Origin of the sequence: Acinetobacter sp. BIGb0196 (genome assembly GCF_011759595.1) — a bacterium.
Lineage (GTDB): Bacteria > Pseudomonadota > Gammaproteobacteria > Pseudomonadales > Moraxellaceae > Acinetobacter > Acinetobacter guillouiae.
In genome coordinates, this window is record NZ_JAAOZA010000001.1 from 441,172 (window position 1) to 458,973 (window position 17,802).

17 protein-coding genes are annotated in these 17,802 nt (G+C 40.8%); 13 read left to right on the forward strand and 4 right to left on the reverse strand.

Features of this window, described 5'->3' with window-relative positions:
- Positions 1–66: 66 nt before the first annotated feature.
- Entirely contained in the window at positions 67–666 is a 600-nt protein-coding gene (locus FHR28_RS02080; protein ID WP_151957610.1) for a TetR/AcrR family transcriptional regulator, read from the reverse strand.
- 166 nt (positions 667–832) lie between these two features.
- On the opposite strand from FHR28_RS02080, the gene FHR28_RS02085 reads away from it, so the two are divergent.
- The 7 genes from FHR28_RS02085 to FHR28_RS02115 all read left to right on the forward strand — a co-directional run bounded on the left by FHR28_RS02085 (position 833) and on the right by FHR28_RS02115 (position 10,210).
- A complete protein-coding gene (locus FHR28_RS02085) occupies positions 833–2,623 on the forward strand; it encodes an acyclic terpene utilization AtuA family protein (protein ID WP_105714471.1) in 1,791 nt (596 codons plus the stop codon).
- A 96-nt stretch (positions 2,624–2,719) separates the two neighbouring features.
- On the forward strand, positions 2,720–3,631 hold the full coding sequence (locus tag FHR28_RS02090) for an SDR family oxidoreductase (RefSeq protein WP_004817877.1): 912 nt from the start codon (positions 2,720–2,722) through the stop codon (positions 3,629–3,631).
- Entirely contained in the window at positions 3,628–5,241 is a 1,614-nt protein-coding gene (locus FHR28_RS02095) for an acyl-CoA carboxylase subunit beta (RefSeq protein ID WP_166781835.1), read from the forward strand. The genes FHR28_RS02090 and FHR28_RS02095 overlap by 4 nt, the downstream gene beginning before the upstream one ends.
- A gap of 105 nt (positions 5,242–5,346) precedes the next feature.
- Positions 5,347–6,504: an acyl-CoA dehydrogenase family protein gene (locus FHR28_RS02100; protein WP_166781836.1), complete on the forward strand. Its 1,158-nt coding sequence runs from the start codon at positions 5,347–5,349 to the stop codon at positions 6,502–6,504.
- 14 nt (positions 6,505–6,518) lie between these two features.
- A complete protein-coding gene (locus FHR28_RS02105; protein ID WP_004724107.1) occupies positions 6,519–7,352 on the forward strand; it encodes an enoyl-CoA hydratase/isomerase family protein in 834 nt (277 codons plus the stop codon).
- Positions 7,353–7,446: 94 nt separating this feature from the next.
- Positions 7,447–9,387 (forward strand): acetyl/propionyl/methylcrotonyl-CoA carboxylase subunit alpha, encoded by a 1,941-nt coding sequence (locus FHR28_RS02110; protein ID WP_105714470.1) that lies wholly within the window; start codon positions 7,447–7,449, stop codon positions 9,385–9,387.
- Positions 9,388–9,544: 157 nt separating this feature from the next.
- Entirely contained in the window at positions 9,545–10,210 is a 666-nt protein-coding gene (locus FHR28_RS02115) for an RluA family pseudouridine synthase (protein ID WP_004724105.1), read from the forward strand.
- Positions 10,211–10,268: 58 nt separating this feature from the next.
- Here the strand turns inward: FHR28_RS02115 and FHR28_RS02120 are convergent, their stop codons facing one another.
- Positions 10,269–11,579 carry an MFS transporter gene (locus FHR28_RS02120; RefSeq protein ID WP_004724104.1) on the reverse strand — a complete coding sequence of 437 codons (1,311 nt, stop codon included), beginning with the start codon at positions 11,577–11,579 and terminating at the stop codon, positions 10,269–10,271.
- Positions 11,580–11,716: 137 nt separating this feature from the next.
- Positions 11,717–12,361, reverse strand: coding sequence for a PAQR family membrane homeostasis protein TrhA (gene trhA / locus FHR28_RS02125; protein ID WP_166781837.1), 645 nt, complete (start codon positions 12,359–12,361; stop codon positions 11,717–11,719).
- A gap of 101 nt (positions 12,362–12,462) precedes the next feature.
- Here trhA and FHR28_RS02130 point away from each other — a divergent pair, with 101 nt between their 5' ends.
- Complete coding sequence (locus FHR28_RS02130; protein ID WP_166781838.1) at positions 12,463–13,713, forward strand: class I SAM-dependent methyltransferase; 1,251 nt, start codon at positions 12,463–12,465, stop codon at positions 13,711–13,713.
- 65 nt (positions 13,714–13,778) lie between these two features.
- Here the strand turns inward: FHR28_RS02130 and FHR28_RS02135 are convergent, their stop codons facing one another.
- Entirely contained in the window at positions 13,779–14,465 is a 687-nt protein-coding gene (locus tag FHR28_RS02135; protein ID WP_166781839.1) for a hypothetical protein, read from the reverse strand.
- A 114-nt stretch (positions 14,466–14,579) separates the two neighbouring features.
- On the opposite strand from FHR28_RS02135, the gene FHR28_RS02140 reads away from it, so the two are divergent.
- From FHR28_RS02140 to FHR28_RS02160, 5 genes are all read left to right on the forward strand, one after another.
- Positions 14,580–15,011: a GNAT family N-acetyltransferase gene (locus FHR28_RS02140; RefSeq protein WP_004724100.1), complete on the forward strand. Its 432-nt coding sequence runs from the start codon at positions 14,580–14,582 to the stop codon at positions 15,009–15,011.
- 79 nt (positions 15,012–15,090) lie between these two features.
- Positions 15,091–15,999, forward strand: a complete 909-nt coding sequence (locus FHR28_RS02145) for a pyridoxal-phosphate dependent enzyme (RefSeq protein ID WP_166781840.1) — start codon at positions 15,091–15,093, stop codon at positions 15,997–15,999.
- A 76-nt stretch (positions 16,000–16,075) separates the two neighbouring features.
- Positions 16,076–16,735 carry an HAD family hydrolase gene (locus tag FHR28_RS02150; RefSeq protein ID WP_166781841.1) on the forward strand — a complete coding sequence of 220 codons (660 nt, stop codon included), beginning with the start codon at positions 16,076–16,078 and terminating at the stop codon, positions 16,733–16,735.
- Entirely contained in the window at positions 16,732–17,415 is a 684-nt protein-coding gene (locus FHR28_RS02155; protein ID WP_166781842.1) for a hypothetical protein, read from the forward strand. The genes FHR28_RS02150 and FHR28_RS02155 overlap by 4 nt, the downstream gene beginning before the upstream one ends.
- Entirely contained in the window at positions 17,416–17,793 is a 378-nt protein-coding gene (locus FHR28_RS02160; RefSeq protein ID WP_004724091.1) for a hypothetical protein, read from the forward strand.
- Positions 17,794–17,802 lie beyond the last annotated feature (9 nt).

Sequence of the window (17,802 nt, forward strand, 5' to 3'; positions counted from 1 at the left end):
CCTAGGGTTATTGTCAATTTAAGGAGTCTTTATCTGAAATATGAGGCTTGCGAAGATAAACTGTGCTCATTTCAAAGCCATTTCCAAAACGATTTCAGTCAGTTCATCTAAGCTCATTTTACCATTGGGATTATACCAAGTGACGGTCCAAGCAATCGCACCGCCCAACAAACGGCGCCAAATAAAAGCATCATGCTGAATTTTGCCGAGGTCGCGTAATTTCTCAATCACATCGAACCAGATATCCTCATAATCATTTCGCAGTTTAAGAAGTTCATCTTGCCGTTGTTTTGACAACGCAAACCATTCATAAACTAAAACAGCCATGGCTGAACCGGTATCTCCAGTAATCGAAATTAACTCAGCTTTGATCAAGTGTTTTAACTGTTGTTCAGCATCATCCGATTTTTGGATTGCATCAAGCATACGGGCATGATTGTAAATAATGGTTTCATGCATGACATTGGCAAGAATATCATCCTTGCTTTTAAAATGATGAAACAAGCTACCCGATTGAATTCCAATGAAATTTGCTAACTCACGAACTGTAGTTTTGGCATAACCTTGCTTATGAAATAAATAAGCAGCACCAAGTAATAAACGACCTTTAGGGCTGTCATCAAAACATGCGATTGGTTGGATATCATCGATTGAGTGAGCAATCATCGGATCATTTTTTCCATAAAGTTAAGCAAATTATTCATTGTTTAAAACGTGTTTTAGCACATTTGCCAATTCAGGATAACATTTTGCCCTTTACAAACCAAGCGCTTGCTTGGTAGATTGGCGTATAAATTTTATTCAGAACAATGAAAACAAGATAGGTGTGAAAATGGAAGATCAACGTATTGTGAAAATTGGATGTGCTTCAGGTTTCTGGGGGGACACCAATACCGCAGCATTTCAGTTGGTACATTTGTCTGACATCAATTATTTGGTTTTTGATTACCTTTCAGAAATCACCATGTCTATCATGGCAAAAGCGATGATGACCAATCCAGAACATGGTTATGCTTTGGATTTTGTCAGTCGGGTGATGACACCGCTGCTTAAAAAAATCAGTGATAAAAAAATAAAAGTGATTAGCAATGCTGGTGGTGTTAATCCATTGGCATGTCGTGATGCCTTGCAGAAAGTGCTTGAAGCACAAGGATTGGATTTAAAAATTGCAGTGGTATTGGGGGATGACCTAATGCCACAACAAGCCGAATTAAACACACAAAATATTAAAGAGATGTTTAGTGGCGAAGATTTGCCTAGCCAATTAGCCAGTTGTAACGCATATCTAGGAGCTGTTCCAATTCGAGACGCACTTGATCAAGGTGCAGATATTGTCATCACTGGGCGAGTGGTGGATTCAGCTGTGGTGCTTGCACCTTTGTTGCATGAATATCAATGGTCCTTAGAGGATTATGACAAGCTGTCCCAAGGTTCTTTAGCAGGGCATATCATTGAGTGTGGTGCACAATGTACAGGTGGCAATTTCACGGATTGGCGCTTAGTACAAGGCTTTGACAATATGGGGTTTCCAATTGTTGAAGTGAAAGCAGATGCATCATTTATCGTGACTAAACCAAAAGGAACTGGTGGACTGGTTTCGGTTGCAACTGTTGCTGAACAAGTTGTCTATGAAATTGGTAATCCACAAGCGTATTTATTGCCCGATGTTACTGCAGATTTTAGCAAAGTGAAATTAGAACAGGTGGGTGAAGATCGAGTTTTAGTGATTGGCGCAAAAGGTAGAGCACCGACACAACAATATAAAGTCAGTGCAACCTATCCTGATGGTTATCGTGTCTTGGTGAGTTTCCTGATTGCAGGACGCGAAGCCCCTGAAAAAGCCCAAGTAATTGCAGATGCAATATTAACTAAGTGTGAGCGTGTTTTAGCATTACGTTCAGTTCCACCATTCTTAGAAAAATCAGTTGAAATATTGGGTATTGAAAGTACCTATGGTGCAAATGCGCAGCAGATCAATAGTCGAGAAGTGGTTGTCAAAATCGCTGTAAAGCACATGTTTAAAGAAGCATGTATGTTCTTTGCTTCTGAAATTGCCCAAGCATCTACCGGAATGGCACCTGCATTGGCTGGAATTGTTGGGGGGCGTCCCAAAGCTTCTCCTGTGATTAAGTTGTTCTCGTTTTTAGTGGATAAATCAAAACTAAGTGTTGCGATCGACATCAATGGTCAGCGTCAAAATATACAGATTCCATCAGGTTGCTCAGATCAATCTTTTGATGTTGTTGCAGTGGGTGAGGTTGCTCAATTTACGGGTCAGGAGATTGAAGTTCCTTTAGTTGAAATTGCCCATGCTCGGAGTGGCGATAAAGGCAATCATAGCAATATTGGAGTGATCGCACGTCAGCCTGAATATCTACCCTGGATTCGCGCCAATTTGACTGAGGAAAAGGTCAAAGAATATATGCAGCATGTTTTAGACCCTGAAAAGTCTAAAGTGATTCGTTATGAAATCACAGGGTTTAATGCCTTAAATTTTATGCTGGAAAATGCCTTAGGTGGTGGAGGAATTGCCAGTTTACGTATTGATCCACAAGGTAAAGCTTTTGCTCAGCAGCTTTTAGATATGCCAGTCAAAATCCCAGCGAGTTTAAAGTCCTTCTAATCCTTGTTTATGAACGTGGGGTGAATTCCTCGCTTTTTAAAAGGGAGCTTGGAGCGGGATTTAAGCAAGTTAAAAGACAACAATTTGGATATAAAAATGCATTATCACTCAATATTTAGATCGGATGCTTTTCAGGACCAAGTCATCATTGTGACCGGTGGTGGTTCGGGTATAGGACGCTGTACTGCTCATGAACTGGCTGCTTTAGGGGCTCAAGTGGTGATTACAGGGCGAAAAATTGAAAAGCTGGAAAATGTCAGCAAAGAAATCATCGAAGATGGTGGCAAAGTTCATTTTATCGTTTGTGATAATCGCGAAGAACACAACGTGAAAGAGATGATTGCTGAAGTGATTGAAAAATTTGGCAGACTTGATGGGCTTGTTAATAACGCTGGCGGTCAGTTTCCCTCAAATTTAGAAGGCATTTCTGCCAACGGTTTTGATGCTGTGGTACGCAACAATCTGCATTCAACTTTCTACTTAATGAAAGAAGCCTATAACCAGTGGATGGCAAAACATGGTGGCAGTATTGTCAATATGGCAGCCGATATGTGGGGTGGCATGCCGGGGATGGGACACTCTGGTGCAGCCCGTGCTGGGGTAGATAATTTAACCAAAACAGCAGCGGTGGAATGGGGACGTTCTGGGGTACGTGTTAACTGTGTTGCACCTGGTTGGGTTGTTTCTTCAGGAATGGACAATTACACCGGTGATTTTGCCAAATTTATTATTCCAAGTTTGGCGGGGAATGTACCCCTGAAACGAATGGGGACCGAATCTGAAATTTCTTCTGCTATTTGTTATTTACTTTCAGAAGCAGCAGGTTTTATTTCTGGCATGACGATTCGTATTGATGGCGCTGCATCCTTAGGCACTCGAATGTATCCATTGGCAGATGCTTCGAATAGCGAGTCGTTTAATGGCTTCCATCGTGCCTTTATTCCAGATGTATTAAAACAACAATTGAGTGATCAAACCAATAACCAACAGACAGGAGAAAATTCATGACTGTTCTCCAATCCGAAATTGCAGTTGGCAGTGAGCAATTTGAACAGAACAAGCAGGCATTACTTGCTCAAATTGCCGAAGTGCGTGCAGTACAAAATAAGAATATTGAAAAATCTTATGCAGCCAAACCCAAATTTGACAAGAAAGGCAAAATTTTACCGCATGAACGTGTCCGTTTAGCTCTTGATCCTGATTCACCATTTGTTGAACTGTGTGGCTTGGTGGGTTATGCCATGCATGATGATAAAGATGGTTCAGATGCAGGTGGTGGGATTATTTCAGGGATCGGTTTTGTCAGCGGTGTTCGTTGTCTGATTTCAGCAAGTAACAGTGCAATCAAAGGCGGAACAATGTCACCGATGGGGGTACAAAAAACCTTACGTTTGCAGGCGATTGCTTTTGAACAAAAATTACCGATGCTGACTCTCACTGAAAGTGGGGGTGCCAACTTAAATTACGCTGCTGAAGTGTTTACTTATGGTGGAATGACCTTTGCCAATCAGGCACGGCTGTCTGCCGCAGGTTTACCCCAAGTCTCCGTGGTACATGGCAATGCAACAGCGGGTGGAGCGTATCAACCGGGTTTATCTGATTATGTGATTGCAGTTCGTAAGCAAACTGAGATGTTACTCGCAGGGCCACCTTTACTTTTGGCGGCAACCGGAGAAGTGGCAACAGCAGAGGAACTCGGTGGTGCAGAAATGCATGCACAGGTTGCTGGAACAGCAGAATTTTTAGCCGAGAATGATGCCGATGGAATTCGTATTGCTCGTGAGGTTTTTGAGCATCTTAACTGGAAAGAGCAAACTCAAAAGTTAAACTTAAGCTATAAAGAGCCACGTTATCCTGCCGAGGAGCTCTTAGGGATCATTCCTGCAAGTCCGAAGCAGCCTTTTGACATGAAAGATGTGATTGCACGAATTGTTGATGACTCTGAATTCTTTGAAGTAAAACAAGAATATGATGCATTGACCGTGTGTGGCTGGGCAAAAATTGGTGGATTACATATCGGAATTATCACCAACAATGGACCGATTACCCCACAAGGCGCCACCAAAGCTGCACAGTTCATTCACCTCTGTGAACAGACCAAACGTCCATTACTGTTTTTACATAACACCACAGGCTTTATGGTTGGAACTGATGCTGAACAGAACGGCATTATTAAGCATGGTTCGAAATTGATTCAGGCCGTTGCCAATACCACTGTACCGAAAATTTCTATCGTTGTGGCAGGTTCCTATGGCGCGGGCAATTACGCGATGTGTGGACGTCCATTATCACCGCAATTTATTTTTGCATGGCCAAACTCGCATGTAGCGGTGATGGGTTCAGCTCAGGCTGGCAAGGTATTACGTATCGTAGCGGAAGGAAAGCAAAAAGCTTCAGGGATGGAGCCTAACGAGCAGATGCTAGATTTCTTAGAGCAAAGTACAGCAGCAAAATTAGAACAGCAGTCAACCGCCTTATTTAATACGGCCATGTTGCATGATGATGGAATTATCGACCCGCGTGATACACGCAAAGTCCTGATCTTCTTATTAGAAACAATTTATGAAGCAGAACATCGCAAACTAAATCCAATACGATTTGGTGTATCGAGGCTTTAAAAATCCTCGCCCTTGCGAAGCTCATCATTCCTCATCTTTTAAAAGTGGGGTGTTCTCCGCTTTATTAAAGCGAGTTAAAGAAGATTAAATTTAAGGAAAAAAACAATGAAATTTACAACAGAGCATGAAGCACTACGCCGTACTACACGTCAGTTTGTTGAGACTGAACTCAATCCTTATATTCCGACATGGGAAGCTGAAGGGCGATTTCCTATTCATGATGTGTTTAAAAAACTGTCGGATTTAGGTTTGCTGGGGATTTGTAAGCCTGAAGAAAATGGCGGATTAGGTTTAGATTATTCTTATAACCTTGTGGTTGCAGAAGAATTAGGGCGAGCCGCCTGTGGTGGCGTACCTTTGGCGATTGGTGTGCAAACGGATATGGCAACGCCTGCTTTGGCTCGCTTTGGTAGTCAAGAATTACGGGATGAATTTTTAACACCTGCAATTGCGGGTGAATATGTCGCTTCGATTGCTGTATCGGAAGTACATGCAGGTTCAGACGTCGCAGCCATCAAAACCACCGCAAAAAAACAGGGTGATGATTATGTGATTAATGGCAGCAAAATGTGGATTACCAACTCCCTACAAGCTGACTTTTTTTGCTTATTGGCCAATACCTCTGATGATAAACCGCATGTCAATAAGTCCATGATTATTGTTCCTGCAAAAGCCACAGGTATCTCCTTCTCTGAACCGCTTAATAAACTGGGAATGCGTTCAACCACAACAGCAGAAGTCTATTTTGACAATGTTCGTGTACCACAACGCTACTTGGTGGGTGCAGAAGGTATGGGCTTTATGATGCAAATGATGCAGTTCCAAGAAGAACGAATGTGGGCGGCTGCCAATGCAATTGGTGGTTTGGAAAATGTCATTCAACAAACCATTCAATATACCAAAGAACGAAGCACCTTTGGACAACCGCTGATTAACAACCAATATGTACATTTTCGTTTTGCGGAGTTGATGACTGAAGTAGAAGCTTTACGTGCCTTAACCTATCGTGCCTGTGAAATCCACATTGACGGTGGGAATGCAACAGAAATTGCCTCTATGGCAAAACTTAAAGCAGGTCGTTTGACGCGAGAAGTTGCAGACAGTTGCTTACAGTTCTGGGGTGGAAATGGTTTTATGTGGGATAACCCCGCTTCTCAGCTGTATCGTGATGGCCGTTTAGGTTCGATTGGTGGCGGTGCAGATGAAATTATGCTTGGAATTATTTGTAAGTTGATGGACATCCTTCCATCTAAACGTAAATAACAAGGAGAATAAATATGGCACTTTCGCAATCTCTAACAACACAACAGTTTGATCGCAGTATTGAGCTTGAGCAAGAAGGTAGCATTTTAACCCTATGGCTTAATCGACCTGAGAGTCGCAATGCCATGAGTTTGAATATGGTCAAAGCGATTCAACAGGTGTTTAAAACGATTCAAGATGATATCTCCATTCGTGCAGTCATTTTACGTGGCAAAGATGGACATTTTTGTGCAGGCGGTGACATTAAAGATATGGCCCAACTGCGTGGTGAGGCCACCAGTGTTGGTTCTAATCAGCCTTATGTTGATTTCAATCGTCAATTTGGACATATGCTGGAGCAAGTGGATCAAGCGCCACAAACCGTTGTTGCAGTTTTAGAAGGTGCAGTATTGGGTGGCGGTTTTGGTTTGGCCTGTGTTTCAGATATTGCAATCAGTCTTGCCGATGCCAAATTTGGTTTACCTGAAACAGGATTAGGGGTTATTCCCGCCCAGATTGCCCCATTTGTGGTAAAGCGAATTGGCTTAACTCAAGCGCGTCGTTTGGCTTTACTTGGTGCACGTTTTGAGGGGCATACCGCATTGAAGGTTGGTGTTGTACATGAAGTGGTTGAGAATGAAAAAGCACTGGAAGTTTTATTGATCGAAACCATTCAGCAGATTAAACGTACCGCTCCGCAAGCGTCTCGTGTGACTAAAGCTTTATTGCATCGTACTTTAAATGAAGCTTTGACGCCTTTATTGGATGATGCTGCGCAGCAATTTGCCAATGCTGTGGGTGGTGAAGAAGGTATAGAAGGGACAATGGCCTTTATCCAAAAGCGTCATCCAAATTGGTTTGATGCATAAGTCTGACAATGCGGATCACTGATCTTGATTGAGATCGGTGTGATTCAACCAAGATAATCAAGTGAATATAAAACCAAAAATAGGGAAAACGAGAATGGCATTTTCAAAAATATTGGTGGCGAATCGTGGTGAAATTGCTGTTCGCGTGATGAAAACAGCAAAAGCAATGGGCTATCAGACCGTGGCTGTCTATTCAGATGCAGATCGTCATGCGCGCCATGTACAGCTTGCAGATGAGGCTGTATATATTGGTGCTTCAAAAGTTTCAGCGTCCTATTTATCTATTCAAAATATTATCGACGCATGTAAAAAAACGGGGGCTGATGCTGTTCATCCCGGTTATGGTTTTCTTTCTGAAAATACCGATTTTGCAGCAGCCTGTGAGAAAAATGGAATTACCTTTATTGGCCCACCTGCACCTGCAATTGAATTGATGGGCAGTAAACGTCTGTCAAAAATTGCCATGATTCAGGCGGGTGTACCATGTGTGCCGGGCTATGAAGGTGATCAGCAAGATATAGAGTATTTAGAACAACAAGCCAATAAAATTGGTTATCCACTGATGGTCAAAGCTTCAGCAGGTGGTGGTGGGCGCGGTATGCGTCTGGTACAGCAATCTGCTGATATTGTTGAAGCCTTAAAAACAGCGCGTTCTGAAGCAGAAAATGCCTTTGGTTCAGGTGAGCTGATTCTTGAAAAAGCTGTGATTGCTCCACGCCATGTTGAGATACAGGTATTTGGCGATACCCACGGCAATTATGTGTATTTATTTGAGCGTGATTGTTCGATACAGCGCCGTCATCAAAAAGTGGTTGAGGAAGCTCCATGTCCAGTGATGACCGAAAGCTTACGCCAACAAATGGGTGAGGCTGCTGTTGCAGCAGCGAAATCATGTGATTATGTCGGTGCAGGAACGGTTGAGTTTCTATTGGATCAATCAGGTGAGTTTTATTTCCTCGAAATGAATACACGTTTGCAAGTCGAGCATCCAGTAACAGAGCTGATCACGGGTTTAGATCTGGTGGAATGGCAACTGCGTGTGGCCAATGGTGAAACCTTGCCCTTACAACAATCTGAATTGACCTTATCAGGGCATGCGATAGAAGTTCGCTTATATGCAGAAGACCCACGCCAAGACTTCTTGCCACAGACTGGTCAAATACAGCGCTGGCAAGCTGCTGATTTACCCAATGTTCGAATTGATCATGGTTTGTTGCAACAGGATGAAATTAGTCCGTTTTACGACCCAATGGTGGCAAAAGTCATTGCATATGGTCAAACCCGTCAGGATGCCATTCGGCTCTTGGCGCGTGCTGTAGATGATTGCGTATTGTTGGGGGTGAATAGTAATAAGCAGTTTTTAGTGAATTTGCTTAGACACCCTATTATTGTCAAAGGCGACACCAATACCGCTTTTATTCAGGAACATTTCCAAACAGATGCCAGCTTACATAAACAAGCTTTGGGCTTAGAACACCTAGCTGTTGCTGCGGCACTGTTGACCAATGCTTCTAGTCAAAGCAGTTGGAATACCGGAATTGCGTTATCTTTACCTTTAAAACTCAAGCATGATGATCAGTTATTACAGCTTTTGGTGAAACGTGATCAAAACCAAGTGAGCGTTGAAATTTGTGGGCAGACACTTGGGATCAGCATTATTGGACAGCAAGCAGAAAAATTGATTTATGAGGTGGATGGTGTACGCCGTTCGATTGACTATGTCTTAGATGGAAATCAGCTGTATTTAGATGCGATAAATGGCAATATCAGCATTGAAAATACCACCTATGCAGCACCTGAAACTTCCGATGTCGCAGGCGATGGTCACATTCGCGCACCAATGGATGGTGCGATTATCAATATCTTGGTAAATGCGGGTGATACGGTGACTAAAGGTCAAACTTTGTTGATTTTAGAAGCGATGAAGATTCAGCAACAGATTAAGTCTGATGTGGACGGTGTCGTGAATGAGATTGTTGGGCAAGTTGGACAACAGGTAAAGAAACGTCAGTTGGTATTGAATATTCAGGCTTGATTGATCGGATTAAACGTATTGTATAGAGACTTAAAAACTTCAATATTCTCGTGTATTGGAGTTTTTTTGATTGCTGAAAATAATAAAGCATGTACATGCTTGACAGCTTTTTAGTCTATTGTTATTTTTCGGCAATTCTTCTCAATATGCGATCCACATGCCGATTGATGATGGCTTTGTTTATCAGCCTCCTTTAGATCCACTTGACATTATTTTTGAAGATAATGACTTTGTTGCCATCAATAAACCCGCAGGGTTACTTTCAGTTCCGGGGCGTTTGCCTGAACATCACGACAGCGCTTATTTTCGAGTATTAGCAATATATCCAAATGCCAAGATTACCCATCGTTTGGATATGGCAACCTCGGGCATTCTGTTGTTTGCTAAACATCGTGATGCAGAAGTTGCAGCAAGTAAAATGTTTCAAGCGAGAACTGTTAAAAAAAATTATATTGCTTTGGTGCAAGGGCAAATCAATAGCAATGGTCGTGTGGATGTGCCTTTGATTACCGATTGGGAAAATCGTCCACGCCAGATCGTGCATTTTGAGTTAGGCAAACCCGCTCAAACTTTATTTGAATCTGTGAGCTATGATGCTGAAAAGGATGTAAGTCGGGTGCTACTTACACCGATTACAGGACGTTCTCATCAATTACGGGTGCATATGCAATATATCGGGCATCCGATTATGCGCGATAAGCTTTATCATCCTACGCCGTTTAACACCGATTTAGCGCGTATGGCATTGCATGCAAGCTATTTGTCCTTTATGCAGCCTTTTAATAATCTACTGGTTGAGATTGTATCTGAGCCTGAGTTTTAGCATTTGGCTAAATCAAAAAAACCTGCAAAATTGCAGGCTTTGATCATTGAGAGGGGGATTAAACTTGGTTGTTAACATCATCATGTTTTGTTTCACGAATGGCCAAGAATGCCAACAGTGAAAGAATGGATGCTGCTGTCAAGTAGTAACCCACCGCTTGTAAGCCATATTTGGTTGCAAGTTCAGTTGCGATCAGAGGTGCAAAAGATGCGCCCAAAATACCTGCCAAGTTAAAGGTTAATGCTGAGCCTGTATAACGTACAGAAATCGGGAAAATTTCAGACAAGACCGTACCAATTGGACCATATGTCATTCCCATCAATGCTAAACCTACACATAAGAACAAGAACACAATCACTGTGCTACCTGACTCAAGCATACTGGCAAATACTAAACCAAAAAGTGCAGAGGCAATACATACCCCAATTGAGGTTGCTTTACGCCCAAACTTCTCAGCAAATACAGCAGAAAGCGGAATAAAAGCAGCAAAACACAGTGTTGCGACCAGTTGCATCTCTAAGAATTCTGCACGTGAGTAACCCAGTTGTTTGGTTCCCCAGTTGAGTGCAAATACTGTTGTGAGATAGAACACCACGAATGTACATACCGCAGCAATTGTGCCGAGGAAGAGCATTTTATAATGTTTGGTCACAACTTCTTTAAATGGAACATTAACTTCTTTTTGTTTGTCTAATACTTTTTGGAACGCTGGGGTTTCATGCAATTTTAAGCGAATATATAAACCCACAATCACCAATGCAGCACTTGCAAGGAATGGAATACGCCAGCCCCATTGCATAAAGTCTGCTTCAGACATCAATGCGCCAAGACCAAGGAATGAACCCGTTGCCAAGATAAAACCGATCGGTGCGCCCAGTTGCGGGAACATTCCATACCAAGCACGTTTGCCTTCAGGAGCATTTTCAGTTGCAAGTAGGACGGCACCAGACCATTCACCACCAAGACCTAAGCCTTGACCTAAACGACAAAGTGCAAGTAATAGCGGTGCAACGATACCAATCTGTGCATAGGTTGGAAGTAGGCCTATACACACTGTTGAAACACCCATGGTCAATAAAGCCGCGACTAGGGTTGCTTTACGACCAATACGATCACCTAAGTGACCAAAGATTGCTGCGCCAATAGGGCGGGCAATAAATGCGATGGCAAATGTTGCGAGTGATTGAATTGTTGCCGTCATCGGATCTGTACTTGCAGGGAAGAACAGATGCGGAAAAATAAGGACTGCAGCAGTTGCATAGATATAAAAATCGAAGAATTCGATTGTTGTACCTACAAGACTTGCGAAAAGAACGCGAGCCTTTGAATTTGTTTGAATTTCTGGAGTAGCAGTAGATAATGACGCCATGGTGAACCTTACACTTTTAAAAGTAAAACGAGTCTTTAAAGCGTAATCTTTTTAAAAAAGGCGTAATTTCTTAAAAAAACAACGAGATCAACCCAAATTCACTCCATCAGGGTCACTGAATTTTGAGTGTCTATGAATTAAATGACGTAAAGATAGATTGCAAGGAAATGTGATCCTGCACCGACCAAAACAAATATATGCCAAATAGCATGAGTGTATCTTACTCTTTTTAAGGCATAAAACAATGCGCCTATTGTATATGCTAAACCACCAATGACCAATAATTTTAATGCTTCTGGTTTTAAATACTGTTGCATATCATCCATTACAAGCACGGCAAGCCAACCCATGACCAAATAAGCAATCAGTGAAATTTTTTCAAAACGATGAATGAATATTAACTTGAATAGTGTTCCAATGGCTGCAATGCCCCAAAGTGCAATCAATAAATAATGTGCTTTTGCTGTTGGGATGGCAATTGCCAAAAAGGGCGTATAGGTTCCCGCAATTAAATAATAAATCGCAGTATGATCCAGCTTTTTATACCATTGGCGTTTTTTTTCATCGACAGAAAAATGATAAATTGCTGAACTGGAAAACAGTAAAATCATGCTTAGACCATAGACAAGCAATCCAAAAAATTGCCATCCATGCAGATAGTTGCCTTTAATCAGCATCAAAACAGTCGCTATAGCAGCCAAAATTGCACCGAATGCATGACTCAACGCATTAATACGTTCTTCTTGTGGTGCATAGATGTGAATCAATTTATCTGTCGACATTGGATCTTATTATCCTAAAAATACAACTGTATAGTAATGGAGTTTTACCTTTAAAGTAAGACGTCTTAAAATAGGTAACTTAATTAATACGAGTTTTGATTATGTCCAATGTGGCAAGCTTATCTGTTCAGGAACAACAATTTTTTGATAGCGTACAGCAAGCTATTGATAATCAAAGCTTAGATCGTTTGATTTTAAGTCAGTATAAAGGAGAATTGGTTGATTTAGAGAAAATGACCTTTCGCGTCATTCAGCTACAGAATGAAACGGTTCTAAGCTGTCTATATCGTTATAAAACCAATGATATTACTAAAAACTATCCACTTACCCATGCGTTAACCACGATTCAGGGGCTGGCTGAGGATTGTAAACAAGCCAATTTATTTACCCATGAGGCTGAAACGCAGCTGAAGAAAAATAAAAAGAAAGCCTTGCTGACCGTCAGTAAAAATAAGCTGGATAAAACCGCTAAAAACCAACAACAAGGGCATGATCGTACAAAACATCGTTTTGTCGACCAAGAAAGTTATTTCCTCCAACCGCTTGGCATTACCGATGCCAATGCACAGATTATTCCAAGCATGGCACGTAAGTGGAAGCAGATTAACAAATTTGTTGAAATCTTTTCAGGTGCTTTAGTGCATATTCAACGGCCAGAGATTTTAGCGCATGATGGAAAAACCAAAGAGCAGGCTTTAAAAATTGTCGATTTTGGTTCAGGAAAAGGCTATTTAACTTTTGCTTTATATGATTATTTGGCAAAACAACATCAAACTCCATTTGTAACGGGTGTTGAGCTGAATGACAAAATGGTGAAATTTTGCCAAGAGGTTGCGCAAAAGTCTGATTTTAATCAATTGGATTTTTTCCAAGGTGATGTGAGAACGTATCATCCATCCCATTTGGATATTATGATCGCCTTACATGCGTGTGATGTTGCAACAGATTTTGCGATACATACAGGTATCCGTTTAAACGCTCAAATGATTATGTGTGCACCTTGTTGCCATAAAGAATTACGCCCACAATTGAATAGTCCACAAGTGTTACAACCGATGTTGCAATTCGGTATTCATGCAGGACAACAAGCTGAAATGCTGACAGATACCATTCGAGCTCTGTTGCTGAAAGCGTATGGTTATGAAACCAAAGTCTTTGAATTTGTGGCATTGGAACATACCAGTAAAAACAAAATGATTTTGGCAACCAAGCGTAAAGATTTCACTGCACCTGATCAAACAGTCTTAGATCAAATTCGTGCTTTAAAAGAGATGTATGGGATTCAAAAGCAATCCTTAGAATTATTATTGAATGATCAGTGGGACCAGCAAGACATTGGCGCTAAGTGCTAGCGCGTTGTGAGGAGAGAAAGCAGGTTTAACTGCTTTCTCTCTTGGTACTATTTAGATAAATTATTTTATTGCTGATTCATTTCATCAAGCTCAGCTTCGCTTGTGCCCGTGGTTTTTCGAGAAATGGTATCTGGAAAATATTGCGGATCATCCATTTCTGGAATCAATTGCTCACCCATTTTATGAATCAAGATACTGGTTTTTAATGTTTCTGTTGGGGCTTTAATCAGTAGTTCTGTCAGAAAGTCTGTTGCTTTAGCTGCAAATTGCGCATCACTTTCTTTGCTACCACGTTCAGGCATTTGAACATTGTCTAAATTAAGCACAGGGACTTTACAGGTTAACGGTACTTGAAAACTTTGACTATTTTCAATAATTTTACCATCCTGTTTACAGCTCTGATATGCAGCACTTTGAGCTTTCATTTGGCGTTCAAATGCTGGCGCAACAATTTTAAAATCGTTGGCATTAAATTGTTCTTTGAGTATTTCCTTCATCTTTTCAGATGCAGTGGCTTGTTTTTCGCCACTTTCATCGCGGTTTTTTTTAGCTTCAGCTTCTGAGATACCTGCAATTGCGGCACTCATTTTTAAATTAAGCTGATCTTGATTTGGGTCTTGAGAAAATAAGCCAATCATGCTTTTTGAGATAATGTTCACACGATCTAGCTCGGATGTTTTTGCATAAATACTTTGAGTCGTCAGTAAAATTGCGCTATAAATAAATACTTTAAATTTATGATTTAGAAACATAATTATTCTACAAGTTTAGTTAAGTTGGTGAAAGTGAACGCATTGTCACTGTGCATTACATTAGCATAATTGCAAGAATGAAGGATCAATTTCTCAACCATTAGGATTTAAATAATGAGCCAATTTGTCATTCAATCTGGGCCGTGGAGTCAGCTTCAACACGATGCAAAACTGATTCGAAGCATGGTTTTTATCGAAGAACAAAACATCAGTGAAGCAGATGAATGGGATGAGCAGGATGCCATTTCATTACATTTTGTTGTATATGCTCAAGATCAACCGATTGCTACAGCGCGGTTATTGGAAAATAACAGTATTGGTCGAGTTGCTGTGTTGCAACAATATCGAGGTGAGGGGATTGGTAAACTGCTTATGCAACAGATTATTCAAGTAGCAAAACAGCAAAATAGAGCATTTCTTCAATTATCCGCTCAAGTCTATGCAACGCGCTTCTATGAAAACTTAGGCTTTCAGGTACAAGGTGAAGAATATTTAGATTGTGAGATTCCACATATCGATATGGGGTTAAGTTTAAAAAATGACTGAATTGAAATAAACCTACATTGAAATAAGCCAAGATTGAAATAAACCCACATTGAAATAAGCCAAGAGAATCGATTTGCCCATGCTCAGTATAAAAACCCCGTTAATTCAATCTTTAGTTTTAAGCCAACTGAATCAATGTCAGGTGTGGTTAAAAATGGAAGCCTTACAACCGTCGGCATCATTTAAACAACGAGGCATTAGCCATGCCTGTCAAAAATATTTTGAGCAAGGTGCTCAGCGTTTTATCAGTTCATCGGGTGGCAATGCAGGCTTAGCTGTTGCTTATACAGGTCGACAACTGGGTGTTCCGGTGACCGTCGTTGTTCCTGAAACCACAGCACAACGTGCGAGAGAATTAATTGCCCAGCAAGGTGCAGAGGTTATTGTACATGGCGCTTCATGGACCGAAGCCAATGCTTTAGCGCAGTCCTTATTAACACAGCATGATGTATTTATTCATCCTTTTGATCATCCACTGTTATGGGAAGGCATTATCCCGATGATTGATGAAGTCATTGCAGAAGGTGTTACTCCAGATGCGGTGGTCTTATCTGTGGGTGGCGGAAGTTTACTTTCAGGTGTTGCAGCAGGATTAAAGAAACATGGTTTAGCCCATATTCCAATTTATGCGGTTGAAACCCAAGGTACAGCATCCTTACATGCTTCGATTGTCGCTAAGCAACATGTTGAATTGGATCAAGTGAGTGGTATAGCAACAACACTTGCAGCAAAAAAAGTTTGTCAAAATGCATTTGAAGTGAGCCAAGCACTTGAAGTTCGTAGTTTGGTTGTTTCAGATCAAGACACTGTAGATGCTTGTTTAAAATTTGTGGATGATCATCGTATTTTGGTTGAGCCGGCATGTGGTGCAACGTTATCAGTGCTTTATGATCAGACGATTCAATTTAAACCCGCTGATCAGGTCTTGGTGATTGTATGTGGTGGCGCAGGGATTACCCTAGAAACACTACAAGCATTCAATGGATAGATCGGATTGAATAGATAATCAATGATTATAATCTATTGATCCTTTAGCAAGTCTTTTCGATTTAGAGGATGGTGAGATGATTCAAGTTGTACTTTTTGATTTAGATCAAACCTTACTTGATCGCACCTCCTCCCTAAAGGCTTTTTTAAATTGGCAGGTAAATTTCTTCGAGCTGGTTACGATTCAACAGAAACCACAATTTATTCAGCGTTTTATTGAGTTGGATAACAATGGTTCTGTATGGAAAGATCAGATATATGCTCAACTTATTCAAGAGTTTCAAATATCCAGCTATTCGACACAAGCGCTATTAAAGAATTATATTCAAGACTTTAATAAATTTTGTCGAAGCTTTAGCGATGTTGATCTGGTTATTTATAGCTTGTTTAAGGCAAATTTTTCTCTTGGATTAATCTCTAATGGAAAGACGCCTTTTCAGGAAGATAATTTTAAAGCCTTAGGTTTAAGTGAGTATTTTTCGAGTGTGATTGTTTCAGAAGCTGTTGGACTGCGAAAGCCTCATCCAGAAATTTTCCAATTGGCATGTCAGCAGCTCGGTGTTATTCCTCAGCACTGCGTTTTTGTTGGCGATCATGAGATAGCAGACATTCGCGGTGCAAAAGCTTTGGGCATGAAAACGATCTTATTTGACCCTCAACAAAAAGTAACATCGACACAGGCCGATCATCGTGTAAAGTATTTTCAAGACATACTTAATATTTTAAAAATAAAATGAAAAGATTATATAAGCACGGTAGGGTAAAGTTTCAGGTTTTATTTTTATTTGGAGTTGTATCTCAATTCAGTGTATTTGCACAAGCCGAAACAGATAAACAACAACCGTTAGCCTATGAGTTGCAGGTAGAAACAAAGCCAAAAACTTATGATCCAGCGACACAGTCACGGATTCGGGTCTATCGAAAGGGTGCGACAAAAACTTTAATTCAACATTCATTTGATTGTGCAGGAAGAAAAGCTGGGATACGGGATTACTTAAGTGGAAATGGTGCATTATCTGCGCTAAAAGCGTATGCCAGAATCACCTTTAATATCGAAGAAGGGATGCCTCGTAGTGCGATTCAGAAAGAAGCTGATAGCAATGCTATGCGAACTTACCAACTGATTTCTTATAAAGAGTTTATTTTAAATGCCGACCAACCTGTGAATTTATATGGTTTTGTATTTGGAGCGACTGATTCATCTCGGACAAAAGCACAAGTTTTTGATCAATGTGTGGATGCTGTTGCTTCGTTCAGACCACAGGCTGGACACGATTATGAAATTTTAGGTAAATATCAAAATAACCAATGCCAATTTCAAGTATTTGATCTAAAAACCAATCAAGAAGTGACTGTGTCTGACAAGCTTTATGCATGCCCTGAAAAGTCATGGAAATTTTGGAAAAGGGATCAGTAAATGAAAAGTGCAATACTTGGTATTTTTTTGATGATGGGTCTTATTGTACCCAATTTGACTTGGGCATCTTATCTGAACCATTGCCTATTAACGGTTAAAGTCTTAGAAGCGACTTCAACCATGACTATGGCAATCAATGGGCCACAAGGTGAGTTTGAAAAAAGTAAATTGACGATGTATATCAAAATATTAAAAGCTGAAAAGAATGGAAGAGCTGACAGTGGATGCCAATCACTGGTCAATCAACGCATGCGAATTACGATTGAACAGCCACCTTTGATCAGTTTAGTCAAAGGGCAAGTTGTACAAGTAGAAAGCATCACTAAGGATGCTTTTCCACAAGAAGGATATGTCACGCAATACAAGCTAAAAAACTAGTCTGTTGGG

Coding starts and splice junctions, on each gene's coding strand:
- FHR28_RS02150 (WP_166781841.1), top strand. CDS start 16,076: ATGATTCAAGTTGTACTTTTTGATTTAGATCAAACCTTACTTGATCGC.
- FHR28_RS02105 (WP_004724107.1), top strand. CDS start 6,519: ATGGCACTTTCGCAATCTCTAACAACACAACAGTTTGATCGCAGTATT.
- FHR28_RS02115 (WP_004724105.1), top strand. CDS start 9,545: ATGCCGATTGATGATGGCTTTGTTTATCAGCCTCCTTTAGATCCACTT.
- FHR28_RS02155 (WP_166781842.1), top strand. CDS start 16,732: ATGAAAAGATTATATAAGCACGGTAGGGTAAAGTTTCAGGTTTTATTT.
- FHR28_RS02145 (WP_166781840.1), top strand. CDS start 15,091: ATGCTCAGTATAAAAACCCCGTTAATTCAATCTTTAGTTTTAAGCCAA.
- FHR28_RS02080 (WP_151957610.1), bottom strand. CDS start 666: ATGATTGCTCACTCAATCGATGATATCCAACCAATCGCATGTTTTGAT.
- FHR28_RS02140 (WP_004724100.1), top strand. CDS start 14,580: ATGAGCCAATTTGTCATTCAATCTGGGCCGTGGAGTCAGCTTCAACAC.
- FHR28_RS02100 (WP_166781836.1), top strand. CDS start 5,347: ATGAAATTTACAACAGAGCATGAAGCACTACGCCGTACTACACGTCAG.
- FHR28_RS02095 (WP_166781835.1), top strand. CDS start 3,628: ATGACTGTTCTCCAATCCGAAATTGCAGTTGGCAGTGAGCAATTTGAA.
- FHR28_RS02085 (WP_105714471.1), top strand. CDS start 833: ATGGAAGATCAACGTATTGTGAAAATTGGATGTGCTTCAGGTTTCTGG.
- FHR28_RS02160 (WP_004724091.1), top strand. CDS start 17,416: ATGAAAAGTGCAATACTTGGTATTTTTTTGATGATGGGTCTTATTGTA.
- FHR28_RS02130 (WP_166781838.1), top strand. CDS start 12,463: ATGTCCAATGTGGCAAGCTTATCTGTTCAGGAACAACAATTTTTTGAT.
- FHR28_RS02135 (WP_166781839.1), bottom strand. CDS start 14,465: ATGTTTCTAAATCATAAATTTAAAGTATTTATTTATAGCGCAATTTTA.
- trhA (WP_166781837.1), bottom strand. CDS start 12,361: ATGTCGACAGATAAATTGATTCACATCTATGCACCACAAGAAGAACGT.
- FHR28_RS02110 (WP_105714470.1), top strand. CDS start 7,447: ATGGCATTTTCAAAAATATTGGTGGCGAATCGTGGTGAAATTGCTGTT.
- FHR28_RS02090 (WP_004817877.1), top strand. CDS start 2,720: ATGCATTATCACTCAATATTTAGATCGGATGCTTTTCAGGACCAAGTC.
- FHR28_RS02120 (WP_004724104.1), bottom strand. CDS start 11,579: ATGGCGTCATTATCTACTGCTACTCCAGAAATTCAAACAAATTCAAAG.